The sequence below is a fragment of the Chryseobacterium kimseyorum genome, assembly GCF_025971945.1.
In the GTDB taxonomy this organism is placed as follows: domain Bacteria; phylum Bacteroidota; class Bacteroidia; order Flavobacteriales; family Weeksellaceae; genus Chryseobacterium; species Chryseobacterium kimseyorum.
Map to the genome: position 1 here is coordinate 19754 of NZ_JAPDHW010000017.1, position 19080 is coordinate 38833.

Here is a 19080-nt window from a genome sequence, read left to right on the forward strand (position 1 = left end):
TCAAATCAAAAATAATTAAACAAAAAAAATGCAGGCGTTGCAATGAAACGTCCGCATTTTTTTATACTGAATTCGGAATTCTTATTAACACTCAGGTACATTCACGGCAATTGCCAAACCACCTTCTGAAGTTTCTTTAAAACGGTCATTCATCGATAACGCAGTTTCCCACATCGTCTGAATCACCTGATCTAAACTTACCTTTGCTTTTGCAGGATCACTTTCCAAAGCAATATTCGCCGCAGTAATCGCTTTTATTGCTCCCATCGTATTTCTTTCGATACAAGGAATCTGCACCAACCCTCTGATTGGATCACAGGTCAATCCCAAGTGATGCTCCATGGCAATTTCCGCAGCCATCAAAACCTGACCGACGCTGCCGCCTAATATTTCTGTTAAACCTGCAGCCGCCATTGCCGATGAAACTCCTACTTCGGCCTGACAGCCGCCCATGGCCGCGGAAATCGTTGCATTTTTCTTAAATAAAGTTCCGATTTCTCCGGCAACCAATAAAAATCTTGCAATATCGTCGTCACTTGTAAACGGAGTAAACGCCTGCGCATACATCAAAACTGCAGGAATCACTCCGCTTGCGCCATTGGTAGGTGCTGTGATGATTCGTCCAAAACTCGCATTCTCCTCATTCACTGCGAGCGCAAAACAGGCAATCCATTTGTTGATGTTGGTGAAGTTTTCTTCGGCGTCAACAACCTGCTGAAACCATTCGTCTTTATTTTTGTAAATCTGTTCGCCTAATAATTTCCGGTTCATTCCGGCTGCACGGCGGGTCACATTCAGTCCGCCGGGCAAAATGCCTTCTTTATTTACCCCTTTATAAATACATTCTTTGATGTTTTCCCAAATATACAGCGCCTCCTTTCTTGTCTCTTCCTGTGTTCTCCAGCTTTCTTCATTGATTAAAATAAGATCCGACATTTTATCAAAACCTAATTTCTCGCAATATTTGAGAATATCTGAACCGTGGTGACACGGATATATCGTGCGGACGCACTGCTTCTCAATAGAGTTTTTTTCCTGACTGGCGATGAAACCTCCGCCTACAGAATAGAAATCCTGCACGAGCTCGATACCGTCTTCAAAAATAGCTTTGAAAATCATTCCATTGGGATGAAAGTCTAAAGATGTGGACATATTGAGAACCAAGTGATGTCCATAAACAAAAGGAATTTCTTTTTCTCCTCCTAAATTAAGAATCTCAGAAGTTTTGATCTGGTGAACAATTTCGTCGATCTTTGAAGTATTGATGGTTTTAAAATCTTCACCATTCAATCCCAACATTCCTGCTATGTCTGTTCCGTGACCGATACCCGTTTTTGCCAATGACCCGAAGAATTCCAGAAAAACCTCTTTCACCTCAGCGATCGATCTTTCTCTTTTGATAATCCTGATAAATGCCGAAGCAGCATTCCAAGGTCCCATTGTGTGTGAACTGGACGGTCCAATTCCTACTTTAATAATTTCAAAAACCGATATAGATTCCATACGTGATTTTCATTTTCATGAAAAGCAAATATACACGATAAATTCTAAAGAAATCAAGTTGCTTTTCCTTAGAAAATTCATTTTGAATAATTAAAAAACCCTGCCAGCGTTTAAAACGCTGGCAAGGTTGTATCGTTATAGAATTTATTTTTTAAAATAATTACCACTTGAGGCTTTCCTCATGCTGAGACATATCTAAACCTATATTTTCTGATTCTTCAGAAACTCTGAGCGTGATAATCCGGTTGGTGATTTTATACAAAAGCAATGATCCGAAAAATGTAAATATAGAAACCAAAATCAATGCAGTCATATGATGGATAAAAACCTCAACTCCCCCATGCAGAAGACTTGCGTTCTCACCATGAGCAAAAATTGCAGTCAAAATCATTCCCATAATTCCTCCAACTCCGTGACAGGCAAACACATCTAAAGTATCGTCGATTTTCTTTAAGGCTTTCCAGTTCATCATCAGATTAGAGACAATTGCCGCAGCAAATCCGATGAATAGACTTTCCTGTATTGAGACGAATCCACAGGCAGGAGTGATCGCAACCAAACCTACCACAGCACCGATACAGGCTCCCAGTGCAGAAACTTTTCTTCCGTTGATTCTGTCGAAGAATATCCATGTCATCATGGCCGAAGCCGATGCAATCGTCGTGGTACCAAAAGCAATTGCAGCAGTCGCATTCGCGCTTAAAGCCGAACCGGCATTAAAACCGAACCAGCCAAACCAAAGCATTCCGGTTCCTAAAATAACATAAGGAATATTGGAAGGCTCATGATGAGGATTTTTTCTTCTTCCCAAAACAATCGCACCCGCCAATGCAGCAAAACCGGCACTCATGTGAACCACGGTTCCACCTGCAAAATCTTTAACCCCAAAAAATTTGTTTAAAAGACCTTCGGGATGCCAAACCATGTGACAAAGCGGCGTGTAGATAAAAAGACTGAATAATACCATGAAAACCAAATACGAAATAAACCGTACTCTCTCAGCAAATGATCCTGTAATCAATGCTGGGGTAATCACCGCAAATTTCATCTGAAACAAAGCAAATAAGATAAAAGGTATTGTAGAAGCCATGGTTTTGTGCGGATAGATACTCACATGATTGAAGAACGGATAAGTTAATGGATTTCCGATAATTCCATAATGCTCGCCATCGATTTCAAAACCGATAGAATCCCCAAAAGATAATGAAAAACCGACTACGATCCACAAAATAGATATGACTCCCAAGGCGATAAAGCTCTGCAGCATGGTCGAAATCATGTTTTTCTTTCCCACCATTCCACCGTAGAAGAAGGAAAGACCTGGAGTCATCAGAAGAACAAGGCCGGCCGCAGCCAAAATCCATGCTACATCTGAACCAACGATACTTTCTTCTCCTAAAAAGTCACCGGTATTTGGGAAATCAACACTGGGCTTCCAGAAAAGTCCACCGATGGCAATTAAAGAAATTATTATAAATGAAACTTTCCATTTTAAACCAACTTTCATACTAACTAATTTTTAAAGGAAATAAAACAACTCAACATATTTAAAGCTATTTTATTTATTTTTAATTCAACCCCTGCAAAATTAGATATTAATTTTAATATTTTATCATTAAAAATAAAATAACCCCAATTAAAATTGAGGTTATTTTTAAATTTAAATAAAAATCTCATGAAGTAATGTTGAGACTTCTTTGTATTTCGTAGCAGGAAATAAGTGAGTTCCGCCTTTGATAATGTAATTGGGTTTTGAATTTTTAATTGGAAAAACAATATCCCGGTCTCCCAAAATCTGAATCACGTTCGGGTTTTCTTCAAATTTCCATTCTGAAATTCTCTCTACAGACCATTTGAGATAATAGGGGTCTCTCACCTGAAAGTACTCAATGACTTTAGGATTTTTCGGATCAAAAAACTTCCTAAGTCTCGTATAAAAAACAGAAGTTTGATCATTGAAAAGCCGTATCGGTAGATATTTCGGAATTCTGGTAACCTCTCCCATTTTGATCAGTCGCGATTTTTCTTTATCAGATTTTATACTTCCCATGATCACCACTTTTTCGGCAGGTTTCAATGCATTCAGTTCCTGAACCATAATTCCGCCAAACGAATAGCCCAGCAAATAGAAAGGTTCGCTTGTATCAATCTTTTCGGCCATTCTGCCTACATAATCTGCAAAGCTTTCATTCAGGTTGGGAATCATCCAGTCGATAAAAACAACTTCATGCTGCTCTGGAAATTTTAGTTTTTCCAAAACTTTAAAATCTGCTCCCAAGCCACTTACTACATATATTTTCATCTGTATTTGATCTTGTTAATTTAAATTTTGGGCTGAGATTACATCACTCCAGTTTATCAGTACTAAAATAAAAAAAATGCACAACTTATTAAAAGCTGTGCATCATGATTTATGAAAATTTTAACCTTACAAAGGTCTTTCGTTGTCAACTTTCTGAGTAGAAACTTTAAACTGAATATCCATCTCGTCTTTGATAAAATAGTCTTTCAAAGAATTCTGATAGAAAATTCTAAAGTCTTTTCTGTTCAAAGAGAATACTGAAGACTCAATCTCTACCGTAAACTGCGTAATGTGGGCGTTTGCCGGGAATGAAATCGTCTTTCTGATACCTTTGATGGTAATATCTCCAACGATGGTAGAATTGTACTCGCTGTTCGCCAAAGGAATAATTTTTTTCAAATGGAATTTAGCAGTCGGGAATTTTTTAACTTCGAAGAAATTTGTCCCTTTTAATTCGTTAGTCAGTTTCACTTGATCGTCACCTGAAAGATCGGCTACAACCAAACTTCTCATGTCGATTACAAACTCACCGTCAACAAATACTGTTTTATCAAAATTAAATTTTCCACTTTTCAGTTTCAGACTTCCGTAGTGAGAAGATGCTTTGGTTTTTACAACCTTATGTCCCCACCATTTGATCTCAGAACTGATCACTTTAGAAATTTTATCTCCCTTTTTTTGAGCAAATACAAATGATATGCTCGCACACATCATCACAAACAATAATAATCTTTTCATTCTTTTTTATTTACAATTCAACAAAAATAAAAAAAAGTGTAGAACTTCTACACTTTTAATAATATTTTTTTGATTAAATTATTTCGCAGTCACTTTTACAAGCATATCGATATCATCTTTCACAAAAACATCTTTCATCGAAGATTTGTAAGCGACATCAAATTTCTGTCTGTCGAAAGAGAATTTATTAGACTCTAAACTTACCACTCCATTTGCATAAGAAACTTTTGCAGGGAAAGAAACTGGACTTGTTTTTCCTTTTACTGTAAGGTTTCCTGTAACCAGTTTATTGTAAACTTTATCGGAATTTTTCTTAACTGAGGTAATTTTAAAACTTGCTGTCGGGAACTTTTCAACTTCGAAGAAATCTCCGTTCTTAAGGTGGCCATTCAGTTTCCCTTGATATTCACCTGAAAGATCTGTAGCGTTGATAGAATTCATATCCAAAACGAAATCACCTCCTACAAGCTCATTCCCTTTCATGATCATATTTCCGGATTTTACTTTCACCGTTCCGTCGTGAGAACTGGATTCTGTTTTTGCAACTTTGTAACCCCACCAGTGTACATCAGATGTTACCACTTTTTTTGACTGACCGAAAGCCAAACCACTGGCCAAAACCGCTAATAAAAATATTTTTTTCATGAATAAAACTTTTTAATTATTTACTGCTGCAAATGTAATTATCTTAATCGGTAGTTCATCTTGATGTACATCAATTATCACAAAGATTTTTTATGACTAAAATCATCCAAAAAAAACTCCGAATTTCTTCGGAGCTGTATTTTTTAGTCTTTATAATAAGCGGCGTAAAGTGCGGCACCATCTATACTGGTGGTGTCTGTATTGATCAGATAAATCGGAATGTTTTTCAACATATCTTCCATCTTATCGCTGATCTTAAATTTCTCATAGAATTTTTCTTTGTCAATATACTGCTTAATGATATGCGGAATATCTCCGGTAATCAATAAACCTCCGGTTGCTTTCAGCTTTAGAGTGAGGTTGTTTGCCTCTCTTGCTAAAAACTCCAAAAATGTATCTAATGCAATTTTGCAGATCATTACGTTTTCTTCAACGGCAGCTTTGAAAATTTCTTCTGTGAAATTTCCGTTGGCATTAGTCAGTCTTTCAGATAGCCATTCCGGTTCCGGATGTCTTTTAACGTCTCTTAAGAATCTGTATATATTAAATAATCCTGTTTTAGATAAAACATTTTCCCAGCTTACAATTCCGTAGATATTATTTAAAAACTGGTAAAACTCTACTTCTACATTCGTTCTTGGAGAAAATTCTGAGTGACCGCCTTCTGTTGCAAAAGGTCTTAGATATTTTCCGTCAAAGAAATATCCTGCCTCACCCAAACCGTTTCCTGGAGCCAAAATCGCTACGTTTCCTTTTTCCAGATGACCGCTGCTGTATATAGCATCCAAATCACTGTCTGCAAGAAGTGCAATACCGTAAGCCGAAGCTTCCTGGTCATTCAACATCGTCACTTCTTCGAAACCAAATGTATTTTTATATTCTTCAACATCTAAACTCCATCCCAATCTTGCAGGGTTACTTCTACCATTTAAAACGGGTCCCGGAACAGATACTCCCAAACGCTGAACGTTTTCTAACTGCTCATCCTGAATAAATTGGGTAAGAATTTCAGAAAATGCAGAATATTCTTTAGTAGGATAATTTTTTTGAATTTTAGTTTCAATTCCACCATTACCTGAGACATAATAAGCGATCGTAGTAACATCTTCACGTAGGTTGGCACCAATGATCGAAACATTATCGTTACTGCTGTTTTTTACTCCTGGTAAAAAAAGTGGAAATTTTGGATTTAAGTTCATAATCGCTAATTTTATCAAATATAATAATTGTTTTGGTATTTCTCGCTAGGTAAAACAAAACCTTTTCAAAATTTCGAAAAGGTTTGGCTTATAACTGATTATAATTGTTTTAATTATTTTCCTAAAGCAATGTTGTAAGAAAATCCGGCACCAATGCTTCCCACATTGTAGTCCTGACCTGCTACATCTCCATTACTTCCTGAAAATACTTTCTGATATTGTAGGAAGAAATTCCAGTCTCTATTGTGATATCCGATCTCCGGCTTCAAGTAAAAACCTCCATCTGGTCTGTTTACAGTAGAATTCGTGGCTACTCTGTCATCACCTACCAAAAATCCGTATCCAAGGTCAGCTCCGAAATAAAAACCGGTCTGCTTAGGATAAATTCTGATGAGTGCTGCTACAGGAACTACACCAACGTCGTTATTGTCATATCCGTTATTATCTTTTGCAAAATAATGGGTATACCCTGTTGCAATACCCAATCCAAATCCCGGAGTAATTAGATTTTGATACGCTACATCTACACCTACTGCTGCAGAAAGGTTATCCGCCGGAACTGCAATACCTGCTGTAGCTCCCACTTTAATCATGTTGTTCATGCTTGCACTCTGTGCACTTAACAAACCTGCTGTTAAAATTCCTGCTCCTAATATTGTTTTCTTAATCATTTTCATAACATTGATTTTTTTAAATTTTACTGAATGGTGATATGTAAAAATCATGCCAAAATAATTCACACCTGTTAACAGCAATCCTTAAAATTTTCACAAATTAATGAAAATCAACAGATTAAATTTTAAAATATTTAAATAGTTGTTTAACTTTACATGACGACAGACAATAAAGAGCAATTGGAATTTGTTTAGTAATTATACACCTTTTCTTTTATCACAAAATAAATCAGAATTATGGATTCATCTACACTGTTAAAAAACAAACACCTTCTCTGGCGCGCAGGCTTCGGACCGGATATTAACCGGATGGATGACTTGAAAAATATGGATTCAAAGCTTATCCTGAAAGAACTTTTTAACGAAGAAACTTTTACTCCCATCCAATATCAGACTGCCGACATCGAGCCCATTGAATACACAGATCCAAAAGCTACAGCCGAACAGAAGAGGGAAATTCAAAAAGTCAGTCAGCAACAAAACACAGAATTGAATCTTAACTTTCTTAAACGAATGACGGAAAGCAAAGAACAGTTACGTGAGAAAATGGCGTTTTTCTGGCATGGCCACTTTGCTACCAGAATCAACAATCCAAAATTTAACCAACAGCTTCTGAATGTGATTCGGGAAAAATCTTTAGGTAATTTTAAAGATTTGCTGTTTGAAGTCAGCCGTTCTCCCGCAATGCTCAGTTTTCTGAATAACCAACAGAACAAAAAAGATCATCCCAACGAAAATTTTGCCCGCGAAGTGATGGAACTTTTTACAATGGGCCGTGGAAATTATACCGAAACAGATATTCGCGAAGCTGCAAGAGCTTTCACAGGCTGGGGGTATGACAAAGAAGGAATTTTCAATGAAAGAAAAAAACTTCATGACACAGATACAAAAACTTTTCTCGGAAAAACCGGAAATTTCACAGGTGATGATGTTTTAAATATTATTCTGGAACAAAAGGCTACAGCAGAATTTATTACCACAAAAATCTACACTTTTTTCGTCAATGAAAAACCGGATTTAAAAATCATTAAAAACCTCAGCGAAAACTTTTATCAGTCAGGCTACGACATTAAGAAACTGATGACTGAAATTTTTTCAAGCTCCTGGTTTTATGACACAAAAAATATCGGCAACAGAATAAAGTCGCCCACAGAACTCTTTGCCGGCATGATGAGAATGCTGCCAATGGAAATTCAAAACCCTGAAAACATTACCGTTTACCAAAAACTTTTGGGACAGATGTTGCTCTTTCCACCCAATGTATCAGGCTGGCCCAACGGAAAATCCTGGATCGACAGCTCCACTTTAATGTTGCGTTTACAGATTCCACAAATCTGGTCAGGATTACGGCCAATGGAATATTCAGCAAGAGAAGACGATGATATGGACATGGGAATGAAATCCCGCGAAGCTTTAAACAAGAGCTTTAAAAGCCCAAACATTACCATAGACTGGACGAAAGTGGATAAAGCATTATCCCAGAAAAAAGCAGAAGATTACCTGATTGTCAATCCAGAATCTTTAGATATAAATACCGTCAGACAATTTTCAGATCAGAGTATCAAAATGAACGTCATCAATCTGATGTCAACACCCGAATACCAATTGATGTAATAAAACTTTAAACAAAATCACTATGATCATCAAAAGAAGAGAATTTTTAAAGATCAGTTCATTGGCAACGGCATCATTATTCATCCCGAATTTTCTGCAGCCGATGACGTTAGATAATGCTTTAAACCCAAATCAGAAAATACTGATCGTCCTTCAGTTTACTGGTGGAAATGACGGTTTAAACACCATCATCCCGACAAAAAACGATATTTATTTTAAAGAAAGAAACAACATTGCTATTAATGATTCATTACAGTTAAATGACGAAACAGGAATCAACCCTGCCCTATCCTATTTCAAAGAACTGTTTGACAGTGGTGAACTTTCGCTGATGAATAACGTGGGTTATCCAAATCCCGACAAATCCCATTTCCGAAGCATGGATATCTGGCATTCTGCAAGTAAAAGTGACGAGTTTCTGGAAACCGGCTGGCTCGGAAGATTTTTGGATGAAGAATGTTACAAATGCGAACATCCCACGCAGGCACTTGAAGTTGACGATATGCTGAGTTTAGCTTTAAAAGGACAAAACAACAAAGCATTTGCGTTTAAAGATCCTAAAAAACTGTATCAGACAAGTCAGGAGAAATACTTTAAATCACTGTATGAAAGCGACCATCACCACGACGACGAAACTGTTTCATATCTGTATAAAACATTGGGTTCAACCATCAATAATGCAGACTACATTTTTGAAAAAAGTAAATCAAAGAAAACCAGTCAGGAATATCCAAATTCTAAACTGGGAAAAGATTTCAAAACCGTAGCTTCCCTGATTAAATCTGATATCAACACACAGGTTTACTATCTTTCCATCGGAAGTTTTGATACCCACGTCAACCAGAACGAAAGACAGCAGAAACTGTTTGGTGAAATCAATGATGCTGTAAAATCTTTCGTGGCTGATATGAAAGATAATGGATTATTTAATGATATTCTCCTTATGACTTTTTCTGAATTCGGCCGTCGTGTCGCACAGAATGCCAGCAAAGGAACTGACCACGGAACCGCCAACCAAATGTTTTTCATCAGTGGCGGATTAAAAAAGAAAGGAATCCTCAACGCTCTGCCGGACTTGCAAAACCTGAAAGACGGTGATCTAATTTATACCGAAGATTTCAGAAAAGTCTACGCAACGATCCTTAAAAAATGGCTCAACGCCGACTCATCAAAAGTTTTAGGCTGGAAAAATGGAGTTTATGATTTCGTATAAAAAAGCCTCACAAATAATTTGCGAGGCTAAGGTTATAATTGGTTAATTATTAGTGAGGTGAAGGAATTTGTTTATTCACATCCTTTACTTCTTGTTTCTTGTCTGTAAATTTTTTAATAACATATTCAATGACGATAGGAACTACCATTGCAAGTACCGCTTTCAATATTCTTGATTTCATAATAATTTTATTTCAAAAACAATTACAAGTTTCAAGCCAATTTTACTGTGACAGATAATTATGATTCTTTCATCTCTGAATTTAGATCCTGATAATTGGAGTAAGCAATTCTAATACTTTTAGCAATCCGCTGTTTCAGTTTTCGGGGTGCAAGCACAGTCAGAAACTCACCCATTCCTAGAATCATTCTTTCAAGTTCAAAATTCAGCTGCACACAGATTTTAAAAGTTGTTCCGTTTTCGTCTTCACTCACAATCTCCTGAGAATGATGGAAAGGCTTGGTTTTCACGTAGGGCGCATGCTGTGCACTTACCATGAAGATAACATTCTGTGGCCGTTGTGTTTCAGAAACCGTTGCGCCGATCACTTCTCCAAAATAACGGTCTGCATCAAAATCTTTGTCGATATACTCTGTAGTGTCATCGATTTCAATTTCTTCCATCCGGTCTAAAGCCAGATTATAAATCGCTTTTTTGTGCCAGCAAATCAAAAACCATCGGTTATTATATTCCTTCAGCAATTGTGGGTGTACAACGATAATATTCGATTCTCCTGCCTTAAAACTTTTGTAGCAAATTTTTAGAACCTTCTTATTTAAAATGCTTTCATACAGAATATCGATATGCTCCAAACCTTTCAGCTGCTCATTTTTATCTAAATGAATAATCGATTTCTGACTGGTCGAATGAATAGAATCTTCCAGTTTCTGAATCACGCCATTCATCTCCTTAAACATCGAAAAATCTTTAAACTGCTTTAAAATCTGCACCGCATTATTCATCGCCTTGAGATCATTTTCATTCACAGAAATCTGATGGATACTGTAATCCTGATCGCTGTAACGGTAATATTTCCTTTCATAAACTTCAATCGGCGCTTCATACCCAAACTTTTCACTCCGCATATTCTGCAGATCGAGCTGCACCGTCCGTTTACTCACAAAAGATTCTTTCCCTTCAAACTCAAACAAAGCCTCAGAACATTCGTCCATGAGATCTTCCAGCGTATACTTTTTATACTTATTCTTTAGACATTTATCTAAAGTTTTGTAACGGATAAGAGCGTTTTTATTGGATGACATGATGTGAGGTTAAGATTAAGGTTAAGGCTGAGGTTGAGGCTGAAAATAGATTTGAATTAAGGCTGAAGTTAAAATTATAATTGAGTTTAAAATTTAGATTAAAATAAAGGCGCGTGACAATTCCCCTCCACTGGAAATCGAGGAACGAGATTCGCCGAATCATTTTAAAAATAAATAATATTGAGGCACTGGTGGCGAAAAATCTCCGATTTTTTGACGGGGTGGTTTCACTCGAATCATTCCACAAAATTATTCCCACACCATTCACTATTCCCACTCTTCCCCCGTAATCGTCTTAAAAAAAACATCCGTAGAATACGTTTCACCTTCATACATAAAGCTTTTCAAAAATGGATGTATTTCTACTGCATAATATGTCGAGCCATCCGGATAAATTCTGAACCTGATCTTCAAAACTTCTCCGTCAATCTCTTCAATATCATCAAGATTAAAAATCGTAATCACAGGAATAATTTCCTCACCTGTAAATGCGTTTTCCAGTCCGAAACCGTTAATCCATAAAGACATTCTGAATTCATTTAAATCTGTAATAAGTTTAAAGTTCCCATTACAAACCGTTTTTTCCTTTCTGTATTGCATGATTGATTTTTTAGTTGACTCTGTGGACAGATGCAAAATTTAAATCTACTTTCTCTCCAACGCCTTCCCTTCAAAAGAAATCCCATCCCAGCCGTACTCAATAAAGTTCCTGATGTTCTGATGATCCGTTCTTTCAGGATTTTCTAAAACATCTTCCCTGTAAAAAGCACCGAAAAGCGAAAGCGTATCTTCTTTCGGCAAATCATTCAGCTTTGCAAAACTGAACACTTTACACGAACCATTATTCTGCCCCGCCTCATTCACCGTATTTCCATTCGTAAATTTTGTAGGAGTAAAATCATAATGCTCATCAATAAACGCAATCACATCATTAAACTGAATCTTCTCCGCCGATTTTTCTAATTGTTCGAATAACATATTTTTTATTTTTTAATATTATAATTAGTGAAACTTACAAATTTATTTTTAACACATTAGAATCCTGAAGTTAAATACTTTGAAAATATTTTAGATCACATCAGAAAAAAAATCAAAGATTTTTTTTAAACTTACATGGTGTTATATCCGTATAGTAGAAAATTAATAATCTCACCCAAAAATTTAATCAAAATCATTTGCCCCTACCCTAAAGGGAGTGATTTTGATTAAATTTTAAACAATTTTTCCTCCCATATCATCCTGAGCCTGTCGAAGAAAGGGCAAATTCTTTTAATTTTTTTTTTACTAAACTTCTTGATATTCTTCAAAGAACAAATAATTATCAATCTTTTTTGCTCTTATCAACATATCTCATTACACCTTACAAAGCACATCGCAAAACCTTTATGATTTTTGTGGTAAAAATTATCCGCAAAAATCTTTCTAATAAATTATGAACCTTCATTTTGCCACCTTCTGAAAATCTTATTACCCAGCTAAATCTTTTGTCTCTTTTGCGGTTTAAAAAAAAATCTTCGATTTTTTAAAAACTTATGTGCTCTAAAAATATCCTCAATCATTTAAACTAAAAACTCATGTGACTGATGTGTTAAAAACTTTCGTGGTAAAAACATTCCAAAAATAATCAAAATAAATTTCACCTACGCAAAAACATTGCGCAATTACCCAATTACTTTGCACTATCAAATAACAAACACATGAACACATTCAACACCATCAACGGAAATCACTTAATCGAATTAGGTTTCAGACCATCGAAATGGTTCAACGAAGCTATCCAACATATTAATGAAAACCATCTCGGTGAAGAAGAGATGAAAATATATCTTGAACAGTTCAGAGCTCCGGATCCGATTCCTCTGCATGCAGAGCCGAAAGATTTTATCATCAACATCCGTCCTGAACATGAGAATGAAACCGACAATGTAGAAAAAGTCATCAACACGATGAAAGTGCTTATGAAAACGCCCACCCTAATCAGCGGAGCCATTATGCCCGATGCCTGCCCGACTGGTCCTGAAGGACATATTCCCGTTGGCGGAGTGGTCGTAGCGAAAAATGCAATTCATCCCGGATTTCACTCTGCAGATATCTGCTGTTCGGTGATGCTGACCGACTTTGGAAAGGCTGATCCCAAAGAAGTTTTAGATGCTGCCCATTCAATTACCCATTTCGGATACGGCGGAAGACCGAGAGGCGAACAGATGCCCATGTCTCAGGAACTGATGGATGCTTTCAGAGAAAATTTCTTCTTAAATGACGAAAGACTCATCAGCATTGCCCGTTCGCACATGGGAACTCAGGGAGACGGAAACCATTTCCTTTTTGTAGGAACCTCCAAAAACACCGGAAACACAATGATGGTCACCCATCACGGTTCAAGAGCTCCGGGCGCCGCGCTGTACGATAAAGGAATGAAAGTGGCCAACCGTTTCAGAATGGAAATCTCCCCTGAAACCCTGAAGGAAAACGCATGGATTCCCTACGAAACTGAGGAAGGACAATCCTACTGGGAAGCATTGCAGCTGATCAGAGCATGGACAAAGGAAAACCACGAAGCCATTCATAATGCCATATTGGAGAAACTGAATACCGAAAAACAAAACAGATACTGGAACGAACACAACTTCGTGTTCAAAGACGGAGATTTATTTTACCACGCAAAAGGAGCGACGCCTCTGGACGATAAATTTATGCCCGACATCACAGGACCAAGACTGATCCCGCTGAATATGGCAGAGCCTGTTTTGATCGTTCAGGGCAAAACCAATGAGAGAAACTTAGGTTTTGCACCCCACGGCGCCAGAAGAAATTTCAGCAGAACGCAGCATAAAAAATCACTGGCTCACAAAACCATTGAAGAAGTTTTCGCTGAAGAAACCGCAGGTTTAGACATCCGTTTCTTCACCAACGACATCGACATCTCCGAATTACCAACCGCCTACAAAAGCGCCAAAAACGTCAGAGCCCAAATTGAAGAATACGGTTTGTGTGAAGTGCAGGATGAAGTGATGCCTTACGGATGTATTATGGCAGGTGATGTGCAGAAGAATGCGCCGTGGAAGAGGAAGAAGAAGTTTAGAAAAGCTTAGGTTTTTGCTCAATATCTTATTTTAAAAATCTTCACAAAGTTTGTCATTCCGTTGGAATCTAAGCAAATATTTAATTTTTTGTGCAGAAATTCCTACGGAAAGATAATTATAAAATTTAAATTAAAACACAGCAAAGAGAAAAACTTACCATTGATATTTTAATTCGTGTTCAAAATAAATTTCTAAATTTACTTTCAAACAAAAAAACACGGATATGAATTTTGAAGATAAGTTTACCAAAGATTTCGAAGAAAAATTCCATAAAAACCTTCAGACCATAAGAGGGATTTCTCCTGAATCTTTTGAAATGATCAAACAAAACCTGCAGATTGTTTTTAAATTTTTAGAAGATTTTAAAAACAAGCCAGATAAAACACCTGAAGATTTTGAACAGCTGGCTGCTATAACTTCCAGACTAAAACCTCTCCTTGAGAATTTTGTAGATACGGAGCTTATTTTAGGAGAAAGTTTAAACAGACAATCCATCGCTTATTATGAGCATATAAAAAAACTGGCGAAAGAAGGAGATAAAGAAGCTGAGAAAATTTATCTTGATCTGAAAACTTATTGTGAAAAATTTGATTCTAATTAATCGAATTACCAACCGCCTACAAAAGCGCCAAAAACGTCAGAGCCCAAATTGAAGAATACAGCTTGTGCAAAGTGCCAGATGAAGTTTTGCCTTACGGATGTATTATGGCAGGTGATGTGCAGAAGAATGCGCCGTGGAAGAAGAAGTTTGTGAAATAATTAGAAGATTACGGGGTGCCGTAATCTTTTTTATTTAGAAATCATATATTTGGGAAAAACAAAAAATCATGAGACTTGTAGCAATCTACACAAAAGAACATTTTTTATTTCCTGAATCTCTACTAAATCTTGGAGGAAAATACATTTACGATGTGAAACACAAGCGAGATAATAAGTATGAAGTTAGCAGAGTCCCAAACACAAATCACATCGAAAACTTTTGGGATAATAATATATCATTAATATCAGCAATTGTAGGAGAAAATGGAGCCGGAAAAACAAGTGTTTTCAGAAATCTAAATAAAATATTCTCACCTTATGATAGACAGGATAGAGTGTTTGATACTATTTTTATTTTTGAAAATTTATCAGAAGATAGCTATTGTTATTTCTCTGAAAAATTTGAAGTTGATGAAATTGCTAAAATCAAAAGAAATGAAATCGAAACAATTTATTATTCTCCTGTTATTGATTATGATTTAACGGACATCAATTCACCAATAAGTTTAATATATCATTACAGCGATTCAATTTCTACATTCTATCTTCAAAACCTTCAAAGACATTTATTTTTTCTGAAGAACACAGAACTGGTTGAAAATCTAAAAAAATCATATGAGCATTTTCCCTTTTATGAAAAATTAAAAATCAAAGCAAACCAACTCTACAAAGATGATTTTGAAAAGGTTTATATACAAACTACAATAGGAAATAGCTTTTACAGAGCTAGAAATGAATTAATGCACCTAACCGAGAATCAAGGGTTTTATTTTGAAAATGAAAAAGCAGTCGAGGATTTTTTTAATAAACAAGAAGGTTTACAAGAAGAATTAAAAACTGTTTGGAATACATATAAAACCCCTGAGTAATCTTCACATCTTTTACATGATGGAAAAAATTTTAAGAAGAATCTAGAAATAAATATTTTATCATTCTTAGTTATCAATGATACTTTTGCAATGAATAATGATAATGGAGCATATGATTTTAATAAAATTTTAGAAGCAGAAAACTTCACAGACAAATTGCATCATTTTTTCAATAAATATATAATTCAAACAAGTCAATTCTTCTATCGAGCATTAAGAAAAGAAAAAAGTGAATTATATATTGAAGATTCTGAAATTTTATTAAAAGAATTAACGGACAATATTAGTTTAAGAGATGGTACTTTCCCTGGTGAATTCAGAATAGATAGTATCAATAAAACGATAAAAAAGCATATACTTATTTTTAGAAATATATTTGATTTTCATACGCAATTAGATCAACTTTTAGATCAAGAATGCACCAAGAAAATTGAAGGCGGACTTGAAATAGATATTCAGAAGTTAGACTTAGAAGATTTTAATAGATTTATCAAAACATATGAATTTCTTAAAGAAGAATTAACTGATTCTCTTCCTAATAAAAGCCGAGATATTTTAGAAATTAGATCGACAAAAAAGTTGTCAACAGGAGAAAAAGCTCTGATCGACTTATATTCTTCTATATATGATTATTTAAAAGCATTTGGAGATCATCAATATAATGAAAATTGTATTTTTTTACTAGATGAAGCTGACTTAGGATTTCATCCAGAATGGAAAAAGAGATACATCAATGCTTTAACAACAACTTTACCCCTTTTAATAAACTCCGTTACAGATAAAATTAAAAATATCCAGATAATCTTTGCAACACACGATCCTTTAACTCTCTCAGATATTCCGAACAACAATGTAGTTTATTTAAAAAAACACGAAGTTACTACCGAAATTTTATCCGAAATTGAAAAGCCCACAAACTCTTTTGGTGCCAACATAACAGACTTGCTTGCAGATAGCTTTTTTATAAAAGATGGTCTAATCGGAGATTTTGCAAAAGAGAAAATTGACCATGTTATTAAATATTTAAATGATGATGAAAGTAGTCTAATAACAGATAAGATAGAAGCAAAAAAAATTATTAATATAATTGATGAACCTATTCTTAAATATAAATTAGAAGATATGTATTTCGAGAAATTTCCTGAAGAATATAACAAGGAAAAGGAAATAGAAGAGTTGATTAGAAAAGCTCAGGAACTAGGAGTAACCATTCAAAGATAATTATGATAAATATAAATCCAACAAAACAAGCAATTGAATTTCATAATCAAAAAGTTAGTAAAGTATTCGATGATACTATAAAAAAAGGATATATTTTCAGAGAAAAAACTCAAAAAAAACTTAGTACAGAATTCCTGTATTTCTTAAATAAATATAAAGATGAATTGATTAGTGCTAAGCCAGAAAGATTACTTGAAATAAATAAGGAATTTGTAAAGAAATGGATGTCTAGCCATGAATTAAAGCTTATTAAAAGCTTCTTTATTCAAACTGGTTATGAAAATTTTCCAAATAAAGAATTTTTAAATCTTTTAGAAATTGATACCTGTGTATATTGTAATCGAAACTATACTTTAGATTTTGATAAAATTAACAATGCGCGAGCAGAACTTGACCATTGGTTTCCAAAAGAGTCCTTTCCTATTCTTGCATTAAGTTTTTACAACTTAATTCCTAGTTGTCATTCTTGTAATCATATTAAACATAATAAAGCTCCTGCTGGAGGTTGGGAAAATGCTTTAGTAAATATTAATCATCCATATCTAAATGATAAAACTGCAATGTTTGCCTTTAGCTATTCTCTTACTTCTATAAAGCAACCTAGAGCAATCGTTAAATCAACCAGTGAAAAAGCCAAAAGGACGATAGAATTTAATAAAATTGATATGATATATGAAGCGCAATCCAATCGAGAACTAAAAGACTTACTAGAATTGCGTTATAAGTACTCTCAAAATTATTTAGATATTTTATTAAACAAAACATTCTCCCACGAATTATCAATATCTAAAGAAGAGGCATATAGAATCATTTTCGGTACAGAAATTAAAGAAGAAGATTATCATAAACGACCTTTCTCAAAGTTCAAAAAAGATATTATTGATGAACTTCTAAAATAAGTGAAAAGAATAATGTTAAAAATGAAGCAAAGAGAAAGAAATAAAATACTAAATAGATTTTAATATGGCAAGAAATTATTGGGATTCAGATTATGCTGAAATTAATACAGAGATTCATCCGAAATATGAAATATTATACTCTGATTTAAAAAAGCACAATATTCAAAAATACTTAGTAGGCAGAGAATTTAAAATTCTTTTAAGTAAACTCGGAGCATATGAACAATGGAAAGGAATATTTGAACGAATTAAGAAACAGTGTCGTGTAATTACCCTAGGAACAGATCAAGATCCATGGCATGCGGAAGATACATTAGCAGTATATTTAAATGCACTAAATGATCAACCAGAATTTCAATATTTAATTGTACAAATAATCTCTAGTTTTATAAGTAATGTTTCTACTCGCAAAAATTATAGTGATATCCTAGAAAGCCTCTTGATGTTAAATTTTGATAAGCAACACATCGCTGTAGTTGAAGAATCAATAGAAGAAAACAAACTTAAACCTGAAGAAAAAAAAGCATTTCAAAAAACCAAAGATGCAAAAAAAACATATACTATGGATAAAGTTTTCATTGTTCACGGTCATGATGATGGTCTCAAAAATGAAGTTGCTAGACTAATTGAAAAACAAAATATTGAAGCAATAATACTTCATGAACAGGCTAGTGGTGGCAAAACTATAATTGAAAAAATAGAATCGATGACTGATGTAGGTTTTGGAATAATCCTATACACACCCTGCGATGTTGGCTCAAAAAAAGGAAGTGAAAATGATTTAAAAGATAGAGCACGGCAAAATGTTGTATTTGAACACGGTTATTTAATTGGAAAAATTGGAAGGAAAAATGTTGCTGCAATTGTAAAAGGAAATGTTGAAACACCGGGTGATGTTTCCGGAGTAGTATATATATCTTACACAGGAAGTTGGAAGTTTGATTTAATGAAAGAATTAAAAGAAAGTGGCTATAAGATTGATTTTAATAAAATTCAATAATAAAATTTCCCCCTGCTGGCGCGAGCGTCCCGCTCGTGCCCACTCAAACAAATCAAAACCTTGACCTCAACGTCAGGGTTTTATTTTGTGGGTCAATAT

Annotated in this window: 19 protein-coding genes and 1 pseudogene; 9 read left to right on the plus strand and 11 right to left on the minus strand. The window is 35.0% G+C overall.

All coding sequences use genetic code 11. The features are described from left to right. Positions 1 to 84: 84 nt before the first annotated feature. The 7 genes from OMO38_RS17520 to OMO38_RS17550 all read right to left on the minus strand — a co-directional run bounded on the left by OMO38_RS17520 (position 85) and on the right by OMO38_RS17550 (position 7064). Positions 85 to 1503: an L-serine ammonia-lyase gene (locus OMO38_RS17520; protein ID WP_264751482.1), complete on the minus strand. Its 1419-nt coding sequence runs from the start codon at positions 1501 to 1503 to the stop codon at positions 85 to 87. Between the two features lie 160 nt (positions 1504 to 1663). Next, positions 1664 to 3010, minus strand: coding sequence for an ammonium transporter (locus tag OMO38_RS17525; RefSeq protein ID WP_264751483.1), 1347 nt, complete (start codon positions 3008 to 3010; stop codon positions 1664 to 1666). 153 nt (positions 3011 to 3163) lie between these two features. Further along, positions 3164 to 3805, minus strand: coding sequence for an alpha/beta fold hydrolase (locus OMO38_RS17530; protein WP_264751484.1), 642 nt, complete (start codon positions 3803 to 3805; stop codon positions 3164 to 3166). Between the two features lie 126 nt (positions 3806 to 3931). Beyond that, positions 3932 to 4543 (minus strand): YceI family protein, encoded by a 612-nt coding sequence (locus tag OMO38_RS17535; RefSeq protein WP_264751485.1) that lies wholly within the window; start codon positions 4541 to 4543, stop codon positions 3932 to 3934. Between the two features lie 78 nt (positions 4544 to 4621). Further along, positions 4622 to 5188: a YceI family protein gene (locus OMO38_RS17540; RefSeq protein WP_264751486.1), complete on the minus strand. Its 567-nt coding sequence runs from the start codon at positions 5186 to 5188 to the stop codon at positions 4622 to 4624. Positions 5189 to 5331: 143 nt separating this feature from the next. Then, positions 5332 to 6387, minus strand: coding sequence for a glucokinase (locus tag OMO38_RS17545; RefSeq protein ID WP_264751487.1), 1056 nt, complete (start codon positions 6385 to 6387; stop codon positions 5332 to 5334). A gap of 113 nt (positions 6388 to 6500) precedes the next feature. Beyond that, entirely contained in the window at positions 6501 to 7064 is a 564-nt protein-coding gene (locus OMO38_RS17550) for a hypothetical protein (RefSeq protein ID WP_264751488.1), read from the minus strand. Between the two features lie 234 nt (positions 7065 to 7298). On the opposite strand from OMO38_RS17550, the gene OMO38_RS17555 reads away from it, so the two are divergent. Both OMO38_RS17555 and OMO38_RS17560 read left to right on the plus strand, forming a co-directional pair. Continuing rightward, positions 7299 to 8675, plus strand: a complete 1377-nt coding sequence (locus OMO38_RS17555; protein ID WP_264751489.1) for a DUF1800 domain-containing protein — start codon at positions 7299 to 7301, stop codon at positions 8673 to 8675. A gap of 22 nt (positions 8676 to 8697) precedes the next feature. Next, positions 8698 to 9888 (plus strand): DUF1501 domain-containing protein, encoded by a 1191-nt coding sequence (locus OMO38_RS17560; RefSeq protein ID WP_264751490.1) that lies wholly within the window; start codon positions 8698 to 8700, stop codon positions 9886 to 9888. A 49-nt stretch (positions 9889 to 9937) separates the two neighbouring features. Here the strand turns inward: OMO38_RS17560 and OMO38_RS17565 are convergent, their stop codons facing one another. From OMO38_RS17565 to OMO38_RS17580, 4 genes are all read right to left on the minus strand, one after another. After that, positions 9938 to 10069 (minus strand): hypothetical protein, encoded by a 132-nt coding sequence (locus OMO38_RS17565; protein WP_264751491.1) that lies wholly within the window; start codon positions 10067 to 10069, stop codon positions 9938 to 9940. 58 nt (positions 10070 to 10127) lie between these two features. Continuing rightward, the gene (locus OMO38_RS17570; RefSeq protein WP_264751492.1) at positions 10128 to 11150 is read right to left on the minus strand and encodes a helix-turn-helix transcriptional regulator; all 1023 of its coding nucleotides are present in this window, start codon (positions 11148 to 11150) and stop codon (positions 10128 to 10130) included. A 267-nt stretch (positions 11151 to 11417) separates the two neighbouring features. Beyond that, the gene (locus OMO38_RS17575) at positions 11418 to 11750 is read right to left on the minus strand and encodes a hypothetical protein (RefSeq protein WP_264751493.1); all 333 of its coding nucleotides are present in this window, start codon (positions 11748 to 11750) and stop codon (positions 11418 to 11420) included. Positions 11751 to 11795: 45 nt separating this feature from the next. Beyond that, positions 11796 to 12128, minus strand: a complete 333-nt coding sequence (locus OMO38_RS17580) for a HopJ type III effector protein (RefSeq protein WP_264751494.1) — start codon at positions 12126 to 12128, stop codon at positions 11796 to 11798. A 719-nt stretch (positions 12129 to 12847) separates the two neighbouring features. Here OMO38_RS17580 and OMO38_RS17585 point away from each other — a divergent pair. The 7 genes and pseudogenes from OMO38_RS17585 (at position 12848) to OMO38_RS17610 (ending at position 18981) form a co-directional block, all read left to right on the plus strand. Next, positions 12848 to 14242, plus strand: coding sequence for an RtcB family protein (locus tag OMO38_RS17585; protein WP_264751495.1), 1395 nt, complete (start codon positions 12848 to 12850; stop codon positions 14240 to 14242). A 214-nt stretch (positions 14243 to 14456) separates the two neighbouring features. Beyond that, on the plus strand, positions 14457 to 14834 hold the full coding sequence (locus tag OMO38_RS17590) for a hypothetical protein (RefSeq protein ID WP_264751496.1): 378 nt from the start codon (positions 14457 to 14459) through the stop codon (positions 14832 to 14834). Positions 14835 to 14836: 2 nt separating this feature from the next. Continuing rightward, a pseudogene (locus tag OMO38_RS20350) lies at positions 14837 to 14992 on the plus strand (RtcB family protein); the annotation flags it as partial. 68 nt (positions 14993 to 15060) lie between these two features. Further along, a complete protein-coding gene (locus OMO38_RS17595) occupies positions 15061 to 15861 on the plus strand; it encodes a P-loop NTPase family protein (RefSeq protein ID WP_264751497.1) in 801 nt (266 codons plus the stop codon). A gap of 90 nt (positions 15862 to 15951) precedes the next feature. Beyond that, positions 15952 to 17082, plus strand: a complete 1131-nt coding sequence (locus tag OMO38_RS17600; RefSeq protein WP_264751498.1) for an ATP-binding protein — start codon at positions 15952 to 15954, stop codon at positions 17080 to 17082. A 2-nt stretch (positions 17083 to 17084) separates the two neighbouring features. Beyond that, positions 17085 to 17981 (plus strand): HNH endonuclease, encoded by an 897-nt coding sequence (locus tag OMO38_RS17605; protein WP_264751499.1) that lies wholly within the window; start codon positions 17085 to 17087, stop codon positions 17979 to 17981. Positions 17982 to 18045: 64 nt separating this feature from the next. Further along, positions 18046 to 18981 carry a nucleotide-binding protein gene (locus tag OMO38_RS17610; RefSeq protein ID WP_264751500.1) on the plus strand — a complete coding sequence of 312 codons (936 nt, stop codon included), beginning with the start codon at positions 18046 to 18048 and terminating at the stop codon, positions 18979 to 18981. Positions 18982 to 19080: the final 99 nt, after the last annotated feature.

What these genes read in the sequence shown, in the direction of transcription:
- OMO38_RS17520 (WP_264751482.1), bottom strand. Translation starts at nt 1,503, where the DNA reads ATGGAATCTATATCGGTTTTTGAAATTATTAAAGTAGGAATTGGACCG.
- OMO38_RS17525 (WP_264751483.1), bottom strand. Translation starts at nt 3,010, where the DNA reads ATGAAAGTTGGTTTAAAATGGAAAGTTTCATTTATAATAATTTCTTTA.
- OMO38_RS17530 (WP_264751484.1), bottom strand. Translation starts at nt 3,805, where the DNA reads ATGAAAATATATGTAGTAAGTGGCTTGGGAGCAGATTTTAAAGTTTTG.
- OMO38_RS17535 (WP_264751485.1), bottom strand. Translation starts at nt 4,543, where the DNA reads ATGAAAAGATTATTATTGTTTGTGATGATGTGTGCGAGCATATCATTT.
- OMO38_RS17540 (WP_264751486.1), bottom strand. Translation starts at nt 5,188, where the DNA reads ATGAAAAAAATATTTTTATTAGCGGTTTTGGCCAGTGGTTTGGCTTTC.
- OMO38_RS17545 (WP_264751487.1), bottom strand. Translation starts at nt 6,387, where the DNA reads ATGAACTTAAATCCAAAATTTCCACTTTTTTTACCAGGAGTAAAAAAC.
- OMO38_RS17550 (WP_264751488.1), bottom strand. Translation starts at nt 7,064, where the DNA reads ATGAAAATGATTAAGAAAACAATATTAGGAGCAGGAATTTTAACAGCA.
- OMO38_RS17555 (WP_264751489.1), top strand. Translation starts at nt 7,299, where the DNA reads ATGGATTCATCTACACTGTTAAAAAACAAACACCTTCTCTGGCGCGCA.
- OMO38_RS17560 (WP_264751490.1), top strand. Translation starts at nt 8,698, where the DNA reads ATGATCATCAAAAGAAGAGAATTTTTAAAGATCAGTTCATTGGCAACG.
- OMO38_RS17565 (WP_264751491.1), bottom strand. Translation starts at nt 10,069, where the DNA reads ATGAAATCAAGAATATTGAAAGCGGTACTTGCAATGGTAGTTCCTATC.
- OMO38_RS17570 (WP_264751492.1), bottom strand. Translation starts at nt 11,150, where the DNA reads ATGTCATCCAATAAAAACGCTCTTATCCGTTACAAAACTTTAGATAAA.
- OMO38_RS17575 (WP_264751493.1), bottom strand. Translation starts at nt 11,750, where the DNA reads ATGCAATACAGAAAGGAAAAAACGGTTTGTAATGGGAACTTTAAACTT.
- OMO38_RS17580 (WP_264751494.1), bottom strand. Translation starts at nt 12,128, where the DNA reads ATGTTATTCGAACAATTAGAAAAATCGGCGGAGAAGATTCAGTTTAAT.
- OMO38_RS17585 (WP_264751495.1), top strand. Translation starts at nt 12,848, where the DNA reads ATGAACACATTCAACACCATCAACGGAAATCACTTAATCGAATTAGGT.
- OMO38_RS17590 (WP_264751496.1), top strand. Translation starts at nt 14,457, where the DNA reads ATGAATTTTGAAGATAAGTTTACCAAAGATTTCGAAGAAAAATTCCAT.
- OMO38_RS17595 (WP_264751497.1), top strand. Translation starts at nt 15,061, where the DNA reads ATGAGACTTGTAGCAATCTACACAAAAGAACATTTTTTATTTCCTGAA.
- OMO38_RS17600 (WP_264751498.1), top strand. Translation starts at nt 15,952, where the DNA reads ATGAATAATGATAATGGAGCATATGATTTTAATAAAATTTTAGAAGCA.
- OMO38_RS17605 (WP_264751499.1), top strand. Translation starts at nt 17,085, where the DNA reads ATGATAAATATAAATCCAACAAAACAAGCAATTGAATTTCATAATCAA.
- OMO38_RS17610 (WP_264751500.1), top strand. Translation starts at nt 18,046, where the DNA reads ATGGCAAGAAATTATTGGGATTCAGATTATGCTGAAATTAATACAGAG.